Below are 14,039 nucleotides of genomic sequence, written 5' to 3'. Positions count from 1 at the left end.
AAGATCTGACCAGAACCGTGCGCACCAGCGCCCGCACAGGGCTGCGCATCGACTCGACCCTGTCCGCTGCGCTGATGGCCGAGATACTCAACCCGAGCAACGACCTGTGGCTGGTCTCGCCGTGGATCACCGACATTGAGGTCATCGACAACAGCCACGGCACCTACGACGCCTTCTTCGGCGACGTCCCGCCCAGCGGGTGGCGGCTGTCTGACACCCTCCTGCGCATCGCCGGCGCCGGCGCCCGCGTGCACGTGATCACGCGCCCGGACCCGCACAACGATGCCTTCCTGCGGCGGATCAGCGCGCCCGGCGTGGAGCGCGTGCACATCCAGCGCGACCCCGACGTCCACGAGAAGACCCTGTGCGGGCAGGAGTGGATCCTCACCGGGTCAATGAACTACACGGTGCGCGGCATGGCCAAGAATGACGAACTGGTCACCTACAAGGTGGGCGGGCCGGATGCCGGCCAGGCGCGGCTGGACCTGGCACAGCGGTGGAGGAGTGGCTCGTGACGCAGACCCAGCCTGAGCAGCAAGAGGACCTCGAAGCGTTCCTGCAACGCTTCTTCGGCGCAGGAAACGGCGTCTGGCCCGACCTCGATCCGGACTACCGCTTCAAGGACCGCACCCTGCCGTTCGTCGAGGCCCTTCGCCGCGGCGACGACGCCCCGGCCGTGCTCCCGCGCGCCTATACGGACCGTGATCGCTTCGTTGTCTATGTCATCGCACGGGAACCCAGGGAACGGGCCAAGACCGCCGAGTTGATCCGGGCCTTCGCCGGCCCCACCTACATCACCTATGACGAGCAGGTCGGCATCCAGCCCGTCTGGCTGGACCCTGCCGACCCCGTCGAGCAGGCCATCCGCGACTACGCCGGCGAGCGGACCACGTTCCGTCTGGAGACGGGGCGCACCCTCGAGCACCGCCGAAACCTGGCCCAGGCATTGGAGTTGATGCAACGGACCCAGGCACGTCGCCCTCCCCGCATGTGGCGAGTGGCCAAGCCGATCGGTCGGCTCCTCGCCGAGTTCGACGCGTCCCTGTCCGCGGGCGCCGAGGCCGCCTCGAGCGTAATCCTTGACCATCTGGCGGCAGCCGGTGGCGTCACGGCGGCCAACCTCGCCAACTTGAGGATCAAACAGCTTGATCGTCTGGGCCGCAGCGAGGAGATCCTCCAACTCCCCGAACTGGCCGATGCCATCCGGCAAGACCCTCCCCTGCCGGTCAAGGAAGCAATCTTGAACGCCGTGTACGCGGCGCTGGAGCAACCGCTGGCAGAGGGCGATCTCCCCACCGCGCAAGCGCGACTCGAAGAACGGGGCCGCTTCGTTCCTGCCCTGCTGGGTACCGCTGCGGACAAACTGGGCACACCTGCCCTCTCCGTGCTCCTGATGGCGGCCACCGTCCTTGAGGATCTGCCAGCCCTGCAACGTGTCGTGACGTTTGTGCAGAGCGACGCCCGCATCGACCAGTTGCCCCCGCTGCTGTGGGAGAGCGCTCAGCGGGTCCTGGCTGGAGGCGATGCAGCGCAAGCGCCTCCTGCCGACACAGATCGCGAAGCACAGATTGCTGAAGGCGACGCGCCGCAAACAGGGCAGGCCATCGACACGTGGCCGGCCTTCCTCGCTGCGGTAGCTGCTGGTAGCCGCGAGGGCACCTTGGCTGTGGAAGAACGCAGTTGGACCGCATGGCCCCCGCCAGCAGCTCATGATGCTGTCCTCGCCGACCTGCTGGACGGACTGGGGAATCAAGCCGCCGAAGAGGCCTGGCGGGCGGTGGGAGCCTTCATCGAAGCCGTCGGATATGCGACCCCCGCGGGCCTGACGGCCCACGCGTTCATCCGCAACGCGGTCACCTTCGACCGGTTCGGCCCAGGCGACCTCGCCGTGCTGCAAGCACTCGCGGAGATCGCACTGCGCGCCGCCCCCTCTGCACAGACCTACGCCGAAATACTCGAGGAGATCGGCGCCTATCGCAGTCGGTGGGTCTCCCCCGAACGGGCAGCAGTTGCGCTGGACTTCGTCGATCGCCTGTTCCTGGCCGCCTGCCCAGACCAGCTGGCTCGCACCAGGCTCGCCTATGACCTGCTGGAGCCGCTGTGGCGCCATCAAGGTCGGCTCAACGAAGCGGACTTGGCGTTCGCCAGGCGTCTTTCAGGAGAACTGGGCGTCCCGTTCTCTTGGCAGGACCGGGCGGTCTCCGACAGCGACCAAGAGTCGGCGCTCGCTGATAGTCCGCCCCTGAAGGTGCTGCTGTATTCCCTGGATGAAGCCGTGCTCGCACGCTGCGCCGAGGAGATCAAGCTACTCGCCCCTGCCGTGGACACCGCCAGAGCCAGCGATCACGTCGGCAGTGCCCAACTCCGGCAAAAGGCTCGCTCCGCGGACCTGGTCGTCATCGCGACGCGCTGCGCAAAGCACGCCGCCACCGGCTTCATCATGCAACACGCCCGTACCCAGCACATCCTCTATGCAGACGGCAGCGGCTCGGCATCCTTGCTGCGCGCCGCGGTGACCGGTCTGCGCTCCGCTGCAGGAGGTCGCTGACGCTCCGGTGGCCTCCCTGATCTGTTGAGGGAGGCCACCGGAGCGTCAGCACAGCAGTGTGGCTTACTGGCCGACGCGGGCCTGCAGGTGGCTGCTGAGCAGCCGCACGTCGCTGGCCGTGTTCTGGAGGCTGTTCCAGCGGCGTTCCTGGCCATCGGCGAACGTCCAGGTGCCCGACGTCCAGGCCACGTTGCCTTCCAGGCCGCGCAGGGTGGTGCGGACCTTGTCCCAGTTGACCTTGTCGTAGCGGACATCGGCCGTGAGCCGGTCCATGACGAAGCCCATGGCCTGGATGCCCACGCCGTGGGTCAGCCGCGACTCCTTGGGGGGCTTGCCCCAGGCGTCCTCGAACATGTTCGCCACCGGAGTCCAGAACGACAGCAGATGCGCCAGCATCGCCTCTTCGTCGCCGGTGCCGTCCTCGGAGTTGCGGTACTGGTACAAGGCGCCTTCGTAGATGCTGTGTTCCAGCATCTTCAGCACGCTGTTGTCCTTGATGTTGCCGGAGGGCGAGGTAGGGCTGCTGATCCTGCCGCTGAAGGGGCCCTCCCCCATGTTCAACATGACCATGATCTTCGCGGCGAGTTGGCGGCGCGCGTACGAGCGCGGCAGTTGCCCGGTGGTCTCGGGCAGCAGTTCATACACCAGGCCCTTGGGGAGCGGCTTGGTCGAGTTGACCAGGATGAACTGCGAGCGCTGCTCTTCCTGGGAGGCGATGAACCCCACCGCCGCGACGGGGAACTCCGCGAGGTCGGCATCTCTGATGGCAGCACTGCGCTGCTGGCCGTCCACCAGCCAGGCCGGCTTTTCGTGCTCGGAAAGCGACTCGTCGACAGGGATGATCAGCTCGCCCGGGACTGCGTAGTCGATGCCCTTGGTCGGGCGGCCCGGCACGAACTCCACGCGGTCATCGAAGGCAAGGACCAGGGCGTTGGGCAGCATCGCCCCGTCCGACTCAAGGTAGCGGCGGATCGCCCGGATGTGGCTGAGGGCCTCCGGCCGCTGGTATCCCTGCAGTTGCTTGTCGTCATCGCGGCGAATGCGTGAAACGGCGGTGAAGTCGTGCAGCTTCTTGCCGTCGACCGCGAAGCAGTAGATCTGCTTGTCGCCTTGATTCACTTGCAGGGCAGGGAGTCGCAACGTGTATCGGTCGGCCACATCATCTCCTAGGTGGGCAATTCGTAGACATTGGGCAGTTCAAGTGTTCACGCGAAGTCGAGTTGACTCATCTTCGCCTGAAGGATGGTCATGTTGTGAAATCCGCGGCGCTTGTTTCGTTCGGTGCCTCGGAAGATCACGATCTCAACGCCCAGGTCCTCGCAGAGGAGGCAGGAGCAGTGCTTCCAGGGCCGCGCGTCCAGGGTTTCCTCGTACTTCTCGTGGTACTTATCCCATTTTTTCTCATCTACGAGAGTCAAATACGTCTTCAATGCTGCCATGGCCTCGGCCAGCCCCACCTGCTCCTTGCCGTACGCACGGAGCGCGTGCAGACATTCCCGCTCAGCGGTGATGGCGGCCGACTGCGAGACCACTCCCGCTAGGATCTGCCTCTTGAGCGTCGGGTTCCCGTCGACCTGAGGGACCCGGACGGCCGCGTAGGAGCGTTCAGCGGTGTGGAAGTTGTTGCGCTCGTCCATGAAGGCCTGCCGGAAGGCAGAGGTGCTGTCGAAGCTGGAGACTCCGCGTTGGGAGAACTCTTCCATGCTGCCGATGCGGGTGATGCCCAGCAGGTGCAGTTTGGTGTTGTCCTTGTCGCGGATCTCTTCGATCTTGTCGAGGCAGGCAATGATCTCGTGCGTCTTGAGGGGGACCATGCCGCCCAGGGCGATGCGCTTGTACCCCATGTCCTGGAGTTGGGCCACGCTGTCGGCATAACTGGCCGGGCTCCACCCCTGCGCGGCCCCGAGGGGGATGACCTTGCTCTTGCGGGCCGTGATGCCCGCCATGAAGTCCTCGGCGAGCTTGAGCGAGATACGCCGGCGCTCAGCCCACGCCGGATCGACTTCGGCATCGGTGGCCTCTGGCTTGTAGCCGAAGATCACATGGTCGATGCTCACGCCTTCGTCGAACTGACACCCTTCATAAAAGTCGAGAACTTCTTCGACTGAATACGGCGGGATTTTCTCGTCAATATAGTTGAATGCGCCGCAGTCCCCGAGACTGTCCATCTCGTCGGGAAGCCTGAAAAAGTTGCGGACGCCGAGGCGGTAGAGCCGCTGCCGCTGGGGGGCGGTGTACTTTCCCGCACCCTTGACGGAGCCGTCGACGATGGCCTTGCTGACCAGTATGCCCTTATACGGGGCGGGAGAGACCACCTGGTGCGCGTAGCGGTCATCGCGCTGCCGGACGCGAAAGACAGAGTATTCGTCGTTGAGAAAGTCGTAACTCGGGCTGACTTGATCCTGGCTGTCCGGAAAATAGAACTTCACGACGCGCTGTTCCTCGACTGGAAGTAGATACGAATCAAAAGGTTCGAAAGGGTACTGATATGGCGCGGCGTGTTCTGCAACTCGTCCCAAGGGGTGTTGAGTTCCGGCCAGCGCCCCTTGGTCCATCGGCAGTGGGGAGCGATGAGCTCCAACTCGGCCTTGGCCCTCTCGTAGGCCTCCGGTGAGCCGGGCTCCGCGACAGCCAGCACCCGGTCCATGACTCGGTCCATGAGCCGCCCCATCGAGCGGATGCCCACACCGTGCATGAGGCGGCTTTTGGTCGGTGCCTGGCCCCAGGCGTCGGGGAAGGTGTCCCGCACCGCGCTCCAGTAGGTGATGAGGATACTGCGGATTGTCGCGGTATCGACTGTCCCATTCGACAGGTTCTTGTACGGGAACAGGGCGCCTGAGGGCTTCAGGGATTCCTCAATAGCCGAGATCAGACTGTTGTCCTTCACCACCGCGCTGGATCGCTTGTCCGTGGTGGTCGACGCCTGCTTGATCAGCCCCTTGAAGGGAGAATCGGCGTCCTGGTTAAGGGCATTCACCAAAACGGAAGGAAGCTTCTTCGCAGACAGCTTCGTGGGAAGCTTGGTGTGCACCTCGGGCAGCAGTTCCGTCACCAGGTTGCCGGGCAGCGGCGATACCGTGTTGACGCGCAGGAACTGATCCCGCTGCACCTCAATGTCCTCGGCGACAAAACCGGCCACCATGACGGGCAGTTTGGACCTTCGCGTACGCGCCAGCGCAAGGCTCCGCTGCTGTCCGTCCACGATGAACGCAGGCCGGGGCGCAGTGGGCGACTCCGGCAGGGAAATCTCCAGCGTCCCGATCGTTGACAGGCCATCCGTGCTGTTCGGTCCGCGGCTCCCGCGGAACCGCACCGAGGTGGGAAGGGCAAGAATGAGGCCGTTGGGAAACAGCACGTTCTCGCTGTCGAGGTACTCCAGGATCTGCTTTACGTGCTGCTTCTTCTCCGGCCGCTGGTAGCCAAACAGCCGGCCCGCCTCGTCCCGGGAGATCCGCGCGACATCGGCCACCCGGTCGATCTCTCCCGCCTCGAGCGCGAACACGTACAGCGGGATGCCCGGATTCTGCTCGATCCGCAGGGCCCTGCGTCTGATGACGTCTTCGGTCACCGCTCCCCCATGGTCCTCTTGTAGAGATTGGCAAACCTGCTCTGCTCGCAGGCCCGGCCGCTGTCGCGCAAAGCCCGCAGCAGCCGGGTTCGGGAAATGCCCGGCAGCTTCGTCGTCTCGTTCTTGATGAAGACGATCACGTCTTCATCCGACATGGGCTCTCGGTTGAACTGCACTGGCTTCGTGGTGGCTGCGGCCCACTCGTTCCAGGCCTTCTGCGTTGCCGGTGCGGTGAGCGTGCTGCCCATGGAGTGCTCGAGCCACGACGCAGCCATGCGCACGTTCAGGCTCGTCAAGGTGCCCCCCAGCGCCCGGCTCAGCCCGGCGTCGGAGCGCACACGGTGCACGCCGGGAATTTCACGCACGCCGCCGATGAGCAGCGACTCGCCCCCGAGTTTCCCAAGGGAGAGAAGTTCTTCTTCCATGGCGCCCGCGTAGACCTCGGACAAGACCATGAGTACCGGCCCGCGCCGGCCGAGCTCCTGCAGCGTGGCTTGACCGGTTCCCGCTTGCAGGTGTCCCCACCACTGGGCGTTTTCCGCGGTAGAGGTGGCGACCGAGTCGGCGTGCCGGGTACTGAACGTTGCCGCATAAGCAGGCGCCCTGTACGTCTGCGGCTCCACCTGCTGCAGGCCCAGCCCGGCCGACGCCACCCACAGCTGCGCCTGGTAGCCCGCAGCCGAGGCCGCCGTCACCAGTCTGCGCGACCGCGTCCAGTGATCACCACGGTAGAGATCTGCGAGCACGGGCAGGGAAGACCCGCCGCGCGCGGTCGCGCCCTGCATGCGCTTCTGCCAGTTGTCGGAGCGTTGTTTCACACTGCCTGCCGGCAGGTTTCTGGCGCACAGCGCCGCGTCCGGGCTACCGACCTTGCGGTCAGTGCACGTAACCACCAGTGATAGTTGCCCCACGCGGCTCGACTCCCGACACTCATAACTCGTACTTGATGGCGGTTACTCTACCTGTCAGTTGTCACGCTAGGCTGCACACGTACACAACGGTCTAACTAGGGAGTAAGGCATGGGACGTCCTGCGATCGTTCTGCTGAGTGGCGGTCTGGACTCGACCACGGTTCTGGCCATCGCGAAGGACCAGGGCTACACGCCATACGCCCTCAGCTTCCGCTACGGCCAGCGCCACAGCGTGGAACTCGAGGCCGCCAAGCGCGTCGTCGAGGCCCAGGGCGCTGCCCGGCACGTCATTGCAGACATTGACCTGCGAGTTTTCGGCGGATCCGCGCTGACCTCCGACATCGATGTGCCCAAGCACGACTCCCTGGACCACACCGAGGAAGGCGGCGTGCCGATCACTTACGTACCGGCACGCAACACGATCTTCCTCTCGTTCGCCCTGGCGTACGCCGAAACCGTCAACGCCAGTGACATCTTCACCGGCGTGACTGCCGTCGACTACAGCGGCTACCCGGACTGCCGCCCCGAGTACATCGACGCCTACGCGAAGATGGCCAACCTGGCGACCCGCGCCGGCGTCGAGGGAACTCAGCAGCTCAAGATCCACTCGCCGCTCATGGAAATGTCGAAGGCAGACATCGTGCGCGAGGGCCTGCGCCTGGGAGTGGATTACTCCCTCACCTCCAGCTGCTACGACCCCGACGAACAGGGACGTGCCTGCGGTCACTGCGAGACCTGCCTGCTGCGCCTGAAGGGCTTCGCCGAGGCAGGTTCCACCGACCCCGTGCAGTACCAGGACGCCTGAAAATGACCTATCTGGTCAAGGAAATCTTCTACACCCTCCAAGGCGAAGGCAGCCATGCAGGCCGCCCGGCCGTCTTCTGCCGCTTCTCACGCTGCAACTTGTGGACGGGGCTGGAGAAAGACCGCCACCGCGCCATCTGCCAGTTCTGCGACACCGACTTCGTAGGCACCGACGGCGAAGGCGGCGGCCGATTCGCCACGCCCGAGGATCTCGCTGAAGCCGTTGAAAAGGCCTGGCCTTCGGAGTCCACCGAGTATCGCTTCGTCGTGTGCACGGGAGGCGAGCCGCTCCTTCAGCTGGACGAAGCGGCCATCGAGGCCCTCCATGCCAGGGGCTTTGAGGTTGCTGTCGAGACGAACGGCACACGCGTACCACCGTCGGGAATCGACTGGCTGTGCGTAAGCCCTAAGATCGGCTCCGAACTCGTGGTCACCAAGGGCGACGAGTTGAAGCTGGTCTACCCCCAACCGGGCGGAGACCCTGCCCAGTTCGAGGGGTTGGACTTCAGTTTCTTCCGCCTTCAAGCAATGGACGGCCCCGACTTGGAGGCCAACACCCGTGCAGTTGTCGACTACTGCATGAAGAACCCGCGCTGGATCCTCTCTCTCCAGACGCACAAGTATCTGGGAATTCAGTAAATGGAAATCTTTCGCGAGTTCACGTTCGAAGCGGCACACCGTCTGCCCAACGTCCCGGAGGGCCACAAGTGCTCCCGGCTGCACGGCCACTCCTACAAGGTGATCGTGCACGTCGAGGCGCCAGTTGCCCCCGAGGCTGGCTGGGTCATGGACTTCGGCGACCTCAAGCGGACGTTCAAGCCGATCGAGGCACAGCTTGACCACTACTACCTGAACGACATCGAGGGCCTGGAGAACCCGACCAGCGAAATCCTGGCCCGCTGGATCTGGGAGCGCCTCCAGCCCAACTTGCCGGGGCTCTCGGCTCTGACGGTTCGCGAAACGTGCACGTCGGGCTGCACGTACCGGGGCCAGTGAGCATGCACGACATCCAAAACGAGACCGACACTCGAGGTATCGAACTCGACAGGGTCGGTATCGACGGTGTCCGCTACCCCGTGAGCTTTGAAGATGGCGACCTCCGCCAGGAGGGCATCGCGGACTTCGAGGTGACGGTGCGCCTGCAGCACGACCGGCGTGGCACGCACATGAGCCGCATGGTTGCTCTTGTGCACGAGCACTTGCAGAGGTTCGACCCTCGGCAGTTGCCGAGTGTCCTAAAGACTGGTGCGGATCTTTTGGATGCGCCCGCCATCACCGTAGGGATGGCGATGCCCGTCAGCACAACTGTGGTTGCCCCAGCGAGCGGTCGTGAATCGAAGCAGGTCCACGACATCCGCGTCGAAGGACGGTGGGACAATGGCGACGTGACGGTTAAGACATCCGTCACCGCGGAGGTGACAAGCCTCTGCCCGTGCTCGAAGGCCATCTCCGACTATGGTGCGCACAATCAGCGCAGCCAGGTCACCCTCACGGTGACCGGCCAAGGCGACACTCCGTACCCTCTGTCGGTTCAAAGCGCCGTGCGGTTGCTGTCGTCCTCCGCTTCAGCGCCGGTCGTGCCGTTGGTGAAGCGCGCCGATGAACGTGTCCTGACCATGCAGGCGTACGACAACCCCGTGTTCGTCGAGGACATGGCCCGTACGGTCAGCGTCGCCTGTCGCGATCGGGGCCTTCGGCATGCCGTGCATATCCGCAACCTGGAGAGCATCCACAGTCACGACGCCATCGCCTACATCGCTGGCTAGTCTCCGCGGCTAGCGGAAAAACGATCCCCTTGGCACTCTGGCCCGTCCTCTGCGCATCACGCGGAGGACGGGCCAGTTTCGTGCGCGCCTACGTTCACGAACTACCGGTACAAGGGACTGTCCATCCGCAGTGCAACTCCCAAATGTGCCGCGGAGTTGTCGCCCGAAGGTGGCCAACTCGAAGGATCGAACCGCCAGCGCATGATCGCCGATGATGGGTCCTGCCGCTCGGCTCGCTCTTTGCATGGGGAACGTAGGCAACCAGAACGTCGATGTCGAAGTTGCGGTGCCCGGCGAATGCAACCGCCTCGGGGATACAGCGGGACCGTCTCGCCTGGGGTGATATGACGGCGCACGACGGTCTTGGTCCTCTCGGAGAGCATCGCGTGGGATGTACGAAAGTGCTGCTCCTCGGGACGCAGAGGTCCCGGGGAGCAGCATGGTGAGCGGGGTCGGATCCGTGCCGTGCGGGGGATGACCGGCACGGATCTGCTGGTTACCTGCTCACCGCGCCGAGAGGACGGGGTCCTCTGCGGCGGTCTGGGTGGGGGTGGCGGTCTTGCGTGGCAGGCTCAGTGTGATGAGGAGGCCCAGGAGCATGCCCGCCGCGGTGAGCAGGACGACGAGGAACTCTCCGTCCGCGGTGGCTTCCTTCAGGGCTTCGCCTGCCTTGCCGCCGGTGCCGGCGTCGGCGATGACGGTCAGGATGGCCAGGCCGATGGCGTTGCCGATGTTGAGGGTGGTGGAGGCCATGCCGTTGGCGATGCCCTGCTCGTTGGGGGCGACGCCGGTGGAGGCGGCGATCCACATGCCGGTCCAGACGATGCCTTGGCCTACTCCGGAGAGGATCAGGCCCGGCAGTGCCGTGAGGTAGGTGGCATCGGAGTCGAAGCCCAGAGCCAGGATGGCGGTGCCGACGGCGCCGAGGATGAAGCCCGCGATCAGGGTGGTGCGGGTGCCCAGGCGGGTGGTCAGACGCTCACCGAGTTGGGTGCCGGTGGCGATGGCGACCGAGGGGACGAGGAACGCCAGACCGGTCTGCAGGGCGCTGTAGCCGTGCACGTTCTGCATCAGGACTGTCAGGAAGTACGGCAGGGTGCCGAAGGTGGCCATGTAGAGGAAGGTCACCGTCATGCCGACGCTCAGGTTGCGGTTCCGGAAGAGGCGGAAGGGCATGAGCGGGTCCTTGCTGCGCGCCTCGATGCCCGCGAAGGCGACCAGGAGAACCACGGCGGCAGCGAAGGCGGCGATCACCGTCGCCGAGGTCCATCCCATCTCGGGGCCCTCGACCAGGGCGAAGACCAGGAGAGTGGATCCGCCGGTGGCGGTCAGCGCGCCGGGCAGGTCGAACTTGCGCTTCTCGGTGCGCTGCGCGTCGCGCGGGATGACGACGAGCGCGGCCAGGGCTACGGCGCCGGCCAGCGGCACGTTCACGTAGAAGACGGCCGGCCAGCCGAAGCTCTCGGTGAGGATGCCGCCGAGGAGCGCGCCGACGGTCAAGCCGCTGGCTCCGGCACCGCCCCAGACCGCGAGTGCCTTGTTGCGCTTGGGGCCCTCCTCGAACAGTGTGTTGATCAGGGAGAGGGTCGAGGGCAGCAGCAGCGCACCGCCGATGCCCTGAACGGCGCGCGCGGCGATGATGACGGCCGGGCTCTCCGCCAGTCCGCCGGCCAGGGACGAGACGGCGTAGATGGTCAGGGCGAGGATGAAGACCCGACGGCGGCCGAAGAGGTCTGCTGCGCGCCCGCCCAGCAGCAGGAAGCCGCCCGCGAGAACGACGTAGGCGCTGACCACCAGCTGCTGGGTCTGTCCCGGGAACCCGAGGTCCGCGCCGATGTCGGGCAGCGCGACGAAGACGATGTTCAGGTCGAGGGAGAAGATCAGCTGCGCCAGGGCCAGTAGCGCCAGACTCCAGCCCAGACGTTGCGGCCCCGAGGCGGGTGCGCCTGTCGGCAGTGTGGGTGAAGCGGACATGAAAGGTCAGCCCCTCTTCGGTCATGGGCGGGCAGCCCGGCGAGTACGATTGTTCGTATCCTTACGTACAGTCGGAGTGTTTGCAACGAGGCCACTGCCTCCCGACGCGACTTTGCCAAGTCGCGGGAACTTCCCCTACACACCGGCTACTTGGGGCGATGCAGTGGCCCAAAGAGTCAGATTCAACGATTGTCGCGGTACAGTTGGACAATGATCTCCCGTCACCCCGATCGCGATCAGATCCGGATTGAGGCCGTCCTCTCCGCACTGGGTCACCCCATGCGGCTGACCGTTGTCCGCGTCCTGAACGACGGGGGGGAACACAACTGCGGCAGCATCCTGGACGGCGTATCGAAGTCGACCATGACCCACCACTGGCGCGTCCTGCGCGACAGCGGCGTCATCTGGCAGCGCCCCTCGGGCAGAGAGAACCTGCTGTCCCTGCGACGCGAGGACCTCGACACCCGCTATCCGGGCCTGCTCGACGCCATCCTCGAAGGCGCCCGGCTCGACGCCGAATCCGACCAAGGCACCAAGCTCCCGTAGCCGTGGACGTGGAGACTGGCCAGGCAGTACCCCAACAGCACCCCGGACTTCCATGGCAGGCCCTCTCGACACTTCACGGGCAGCTCGAGGCAGGGGTGCGGTCGGTCCTGCAGGAACGGAGCGACCTGAGCGTCCGGGAGTTCAGCCTCCTCCTCGCGCTCGAACGCAAGGAGCACGAGAGCGGCCCCGAGATGCACCGGCTCACCGCGGCCATGGGCCTCAGCCCCAGTGCCGTAACCCGGCTCGCAAGCCGACTGGAGAAGCGGGAACTGGTGACACGCACCTACTCCGCAACCAACCGCCGTTGCATTTGCCCCGTGCTCACTTCCGCCGGCCGCACTCTGGTCGAGCGGCTGCGACCACCGGCCTCCCAAGCCCGTGCGGGAGGGGCTGGACAAGGCCAAGAACCAGCCCGCCCTCGCCCGGCTGGCAAGGGCGCTGTGGCACACGGAGTCCTCGCCCGGCACGCCGAGCAGATGACGCCCAGAGGACCCTGCCCTCCTCGGCGTACGCGCTGTGCGACAAACCGCCGCACGCGAATGGCCCGACCCAGAAGCCACGTCGAGATCCGGCCCCGCGCCGTCCGGGCTCCGGCCCTTACCGGGCCTCTTGTAGAAAGCTCCGGCGTTCACGCCGGGGATGAATGCATCTCAAGACGCTCGGCCTGCTGGATCAAGGACGGCCCCAAGCCCCTCAACGTCCGGGAATGCACGTTGAGGGGAGTGCGGGACCGTCCACGACCGCGACGTGAACGCAGCGCGCAACATCCTGGCGGCGGGACGCGCCGACAGGCTAAACGCCTCGTGGAGCGCAGGTGAGACCGGGAAGATCCCGGCACAGCGCGTTGAAGCAGGAACACACCGAGACGGTCGGACGACCGTGGCAGGAATCCAGACCCTTCAGGGCCTGGAGACGTCAAGCCGATCGACCTGCGGCCAGCTTCACAGCGTCGAGGATTCGCGCTGCGCCCTCGATGTCCGCGGGTGTGGGAGCCTCCCACCGGCTCTGCCCTCTCAGGTCGCCGAGAAAGGCTTCGAGTGCCGCCCCTGCACGGATCGGGGGATGCCTCTCGCGGCGGCTGCTTTCAGAGCCCTTCGTCGTCGCCGTCAGCTCGGTCCCGCCCGCGCCTACCTCCACCGATCCGTGCTCACCCTCAACTCGCAACAGGAAACCACCTGGGCGGGAGGTCCACCCGGCATGGAGAGACACAGGCGTAGCCCCCCAGGTCAAGAGCGCCAGCCCGCCGACGTCGACCGCGCAAGCAGGACGGCGGGTGAGCTCGGCCCCCCGCACACGGAGCTCCTTGCCAGGAGCCAGCCAGCTCAGCAGATCGACGAGGTGAATACCCAGGTCGGCGAAGCCGCCTGTACCACCGTGCTCCTCGGTCAGCATCCATGAGGCGGCATCACCGAATACGCCGTCGAGGAAGCCTGGATGGGTGAAGCGGGCATGCGCGTGCGCCACTGGGCCCAGTTCGCCCCGGGCCAGGAGAGCACGCAGCCGGCGGAGTGCCGGGGCGCAGCGCAGGAACATGGCCGTGGTGGAGGGGGTGGGAGCGGTGGCCAGCAGGGGCGTGAGGCGTCGGGTGGCCGCCGCGGTGGTGTCGAGCGGCTTCTCCACGAGAGCGGGCACACCGGCTGCCGTTGCCTGTTCCAGAAGACGTTCGTGTTCTGCGGTGGTGGACGCGATGACCACTGCGTCTGCGCGGTCCAGCGCCTGCACAACGGTGGGCACCAGTGGCATCCCTTCGAGGGACGCCCTGCTTGCGCCAGGTATCCGCTCGTGGAGCGCAACGAGCTCCGTCTCCGGGTCGCGTTCGATGACCGCGAGGTGGTCGCGCAGATGAACATGGTTCGTGCCGAGGACCGCGAGGCGGATTTTCTTCATGCGTCAGCTACACGCTCTTCGCGAAGCGGGCCGTC

General features: G+C 65.6%; 14 protein-coding genes. 8 read left to right on the top strand and 6 right to left on the bottom strand.

Annotated elements, in window-relative coordinates:
* Window positions 1-17 precede the first annotated feature (17 nt).
* Together dpdK and dpdD are read left to right on the top strand one after the other, a co-directional pair.
* Entirely contained in the window at window positions 18-515 is a 498-nt protein-coding gene (gene dpdK, locus AB0I94_RS35025) for a phospholipase D-like domain-containing protein DpdK (RefSeq protein WP_363313782.1), read from the top strand.
* Entirely contained in the window at window positions 512-2,548 is a 2,037-nt protein-coding gene (gene dpdD / locus AB0I94_RS35020) for a protein DpdD (RefSeq protein ID WP_363313781.1), read from the top strand. Before dpdK ends, dpdD begins: the two co-directional genes overlap by 4 nt.
* Window positions 2,549-2,611: 63 nt before the next feature.
* On the opposite strand, the gene dbpB (AB0I94_RS35015) is transcribed toward dpdD, so the two are convergent.
* The 4 genes from dbpB (AB0I94_RS35015) to AB0I94_RS35000 are packed head-to-tail and all read right to left on the bottom strand — an operon-like array spanning window position 2,612 to window position 7,027.
* Window positions 2,612-3,706: a DGQHR domain-containing protein DpdB gene (gene dbpB, locus AB0I94_RS35015; protein ID WP_363313780.1), complete on the bottom strand. Its 1,095-nt coding sequence runs from the start codon at window positions 3,704-3,706 to the stop codon at window positions 2,612-2,614.
* A gap of 47 nt (window positions 3,707-3,753) precedes the next feature.
* Window positions 3,754-4,977 (bottom strand): tRNA-guanine transglycosylase DpdA, encoded by a 1,224-nt coding sequence (gene dpdA, locus AB0I94_RS35010; protein ID WP_363313779.1) that lies wholly within the window; start codon window positions 4,975-4,977, stop codon window positions 3,754-3,756.
* Window positions 4,974-6,116: a DGQHR domain-containing protein DpdB gene (gene dbpB / locus AB0I94_RS35005; RefSeq protein WP_363313778.1), complete on the bottom strand. Its 1,143-nt coding sequence runs from the start codon at window positions 6,114-6,116 to the stop codon at window positions 4,974-4,976. The genes dpdA and dbpB (AB0I94_RS35005) overlap by 4 nt, the downstream gene beginning before the upstream one ends.
* Window positions 6,113-7,027, bottom strand: a complete 915-nt coding sequence (locus AB0I94_RS35000; protein WP_363313777.1) for a hypothetical protein — start codon at window positions 7,025-7,027, stop codon at window positions 6,113-6,115. Before AB0I94_RS35000 ends, dbpB (AB0I94_RS35005) begins: the two co-directional genes overlap by 4 nt.
* A gap of 109 nt (window positions 7,028-7,136) precedes the next feature.
* Here AB0I94_RS35000 and queC point away from each other — a divergent pair, with 109 nt between their 5' ends.
* The 4 genes from queC to AB0I94_RS34980 are packed head-to-tail and all read left to right on the top strand — an operon-like array spanning window position 7,137 to window position 9,597.
* A complete protein-coding gene (queC, locus tag AB0I94_RS34995; RefSeq protein ID WP_363313776.1) occupies window positions 7,137-7,832 on the top strand; it encodes a 7-cyano-7-deazaguanine synthase QueC in 696 nt (231 codons plus the stop codon).
* Window positions 7,833-7,834: 2 nt separating this feature from the next.
* Window positions 7,835-8,470, top strand: a complete 636-nt coding sequence (queE, locus tag AB0I94_RS34990; RefSeq protein ID WP_363313775.1) for a 7-carboxy-7-deazaguanine synthase — start codon at window positions 7,835-7,837, stop codon at window positions 8,468-8,470.
* Window positions 8,471-8,827: a 6-carboxytetrahydropterin synthase QueD gene (gene queD / locus AB0I94_RS34985; RefSeq protein WP_363313774.1), complete on the top strand. Its 357-nt coding sequence runs from the start codon at window positions 8,471-8,473 to the stop codon at window positions 8,825-8,827.
* A gap of 2 nt (window positions 8,828-8,829) precedes the next feature.
* Window positions 8,830-9,597 (top strand): GTP cyclohydrolase I FolE2, encoded by a 768-nt coding sequence (locus AB0I94_RS34980; RefSeq protein WP_363313773.1) that lies wholly within the window; start codon window positions 8,830-8,832, stop codon window positions 9,595-9,597.
* A 504-nt stretch (window positions 9,598-10,101) separates the two neighbouring features.
* On the opposite strand, the gene AB0I94_RS34975 is transcribed toward AB0I94_RS34980, so the two are convergent.
* A complete protein-coding gene (locus tag AB0I94_RS34975) occupies window positions 10,102-11,571 on the bottom strand; it encodes an MFS transporter (protein WP_363313772.1) in 1,470 nt (489 codons plus the stop codon).
* A gap of 210 nt (window positions 11,572-11,781) precedes the next feature.
* Here AB0I94_RS34975 and AB0I94_RS34970 point away from each other — a divergent pair, with 210 nt between their 5' ends.
* Both AB0I94_RS34970 and AB0I94_RS34965 read left to right on the top strand, forming a co-directional pair.
* The gene (locus AB0I94_RS34970; RefSeq protein WP_363313771.1) at window positions 11,782-12,117 is read left to right on the top strand and encodes a helix-turn-helix transcriptional regulator; all 336 of its coding nucleotides are present in this window, start codon (window positions 11,782-11,784) and stop codon (window positions 12,115-12,117) included.
* A gap of 2 nt (window positions 12,118-12,119) precedes the next feature.
* Window positions 12,120-12,935, top strand: coding sequence for a MarR family transcriptional regulator (locus AB0I94_RS34965; RefSeq protein WP_363313770.1), 816 nt, complete (start codon window positions 12,120-12,122; stop codon window positions 12,933-12,935).
* Window positions 12,936-13,032: 97 nt separating this feature from the next.
* On the opposite strand, the gene AB0I94_RS34960 is transcribed toward AB0I94_RS34965, so the two are convergent.
* Window positions 13,033-14,004 (bottom strand): Gfo/Idh/MocA family oxidoreductase, encoded by a 972-nt coding sequence (locus tag AB0I94_RS34960; RefSeq protein ID WP_363313769.1) that lies wholly within the window; start codon window positions 14,002-14,004, stop codon window positions 13,033-13,035.
* Between the last annotated feature and the right edge of the window lie 35 nt (window positions 14,005-14,039).

Origin of the sequence: Streptomyces sp. NPDC050147 (genome assembly GCF_040660195.1) — a bacterium.
Taxonomy (GTDB): domain Bacteria; phylum Actinomycetota; class Actinomycetes; order Streptomycetales; family Streptomycetaceae; genus Streptomyces.
The sequence above is the reverse complement of the archived record's forward strand: the minus strand, read 5'-3'. Positions and strand labels throughout refer to the sequence as shown.

Coding starts and splice junctions, on each gene's coding strand:
- queC (WP_363313776.1), top strand. CDS start 7,137: ATGGGACGTCCTGCGATCGTTCTGCTGAGTGGCGGTCTGGACTCGACC.
- queE (WP_363313775.1), top strand. CDS start 7,835: ATGACCTATCTGGTCAAGGAAATCTTCTACACCCTCCAAGGCGAAGGC.
- queD (WP_363313774.1), top strand. CDS start 8,471: ATGGAAATCTTTCGCGAGTTCACGTTCGAAGCGGCACACCGTCTGCCC.
- AB0I94_RS34980 (WP_363313773.1), top strand. CDS start 8,830: ATGCACGACATCCAAAACGAGACCGACACTCGAGGTATCGAACTCGAC.
- AB0I94_RS34975 (WP_363313772.1), bottom strand. CDS start 11,571: ATGTCCGCTTCACCCACACTGCCGACAGGCGCACCCGCCTCGGGGCCG.
- AB0I94_RS34970 (WP_363313771.1), top strand. CDS start 11,782: ATGATCTCCCGTCACCCCGATCGCGATCAGATCCGGATTGAGGCCGTC.
- AB0I94_RS34960 (WP_363313769.1), bottom strand. CDS start 14,004: ATGAAGAAAATCCGCCTCGCGGTCCTCGGCACGAACCATGTTCATCTG.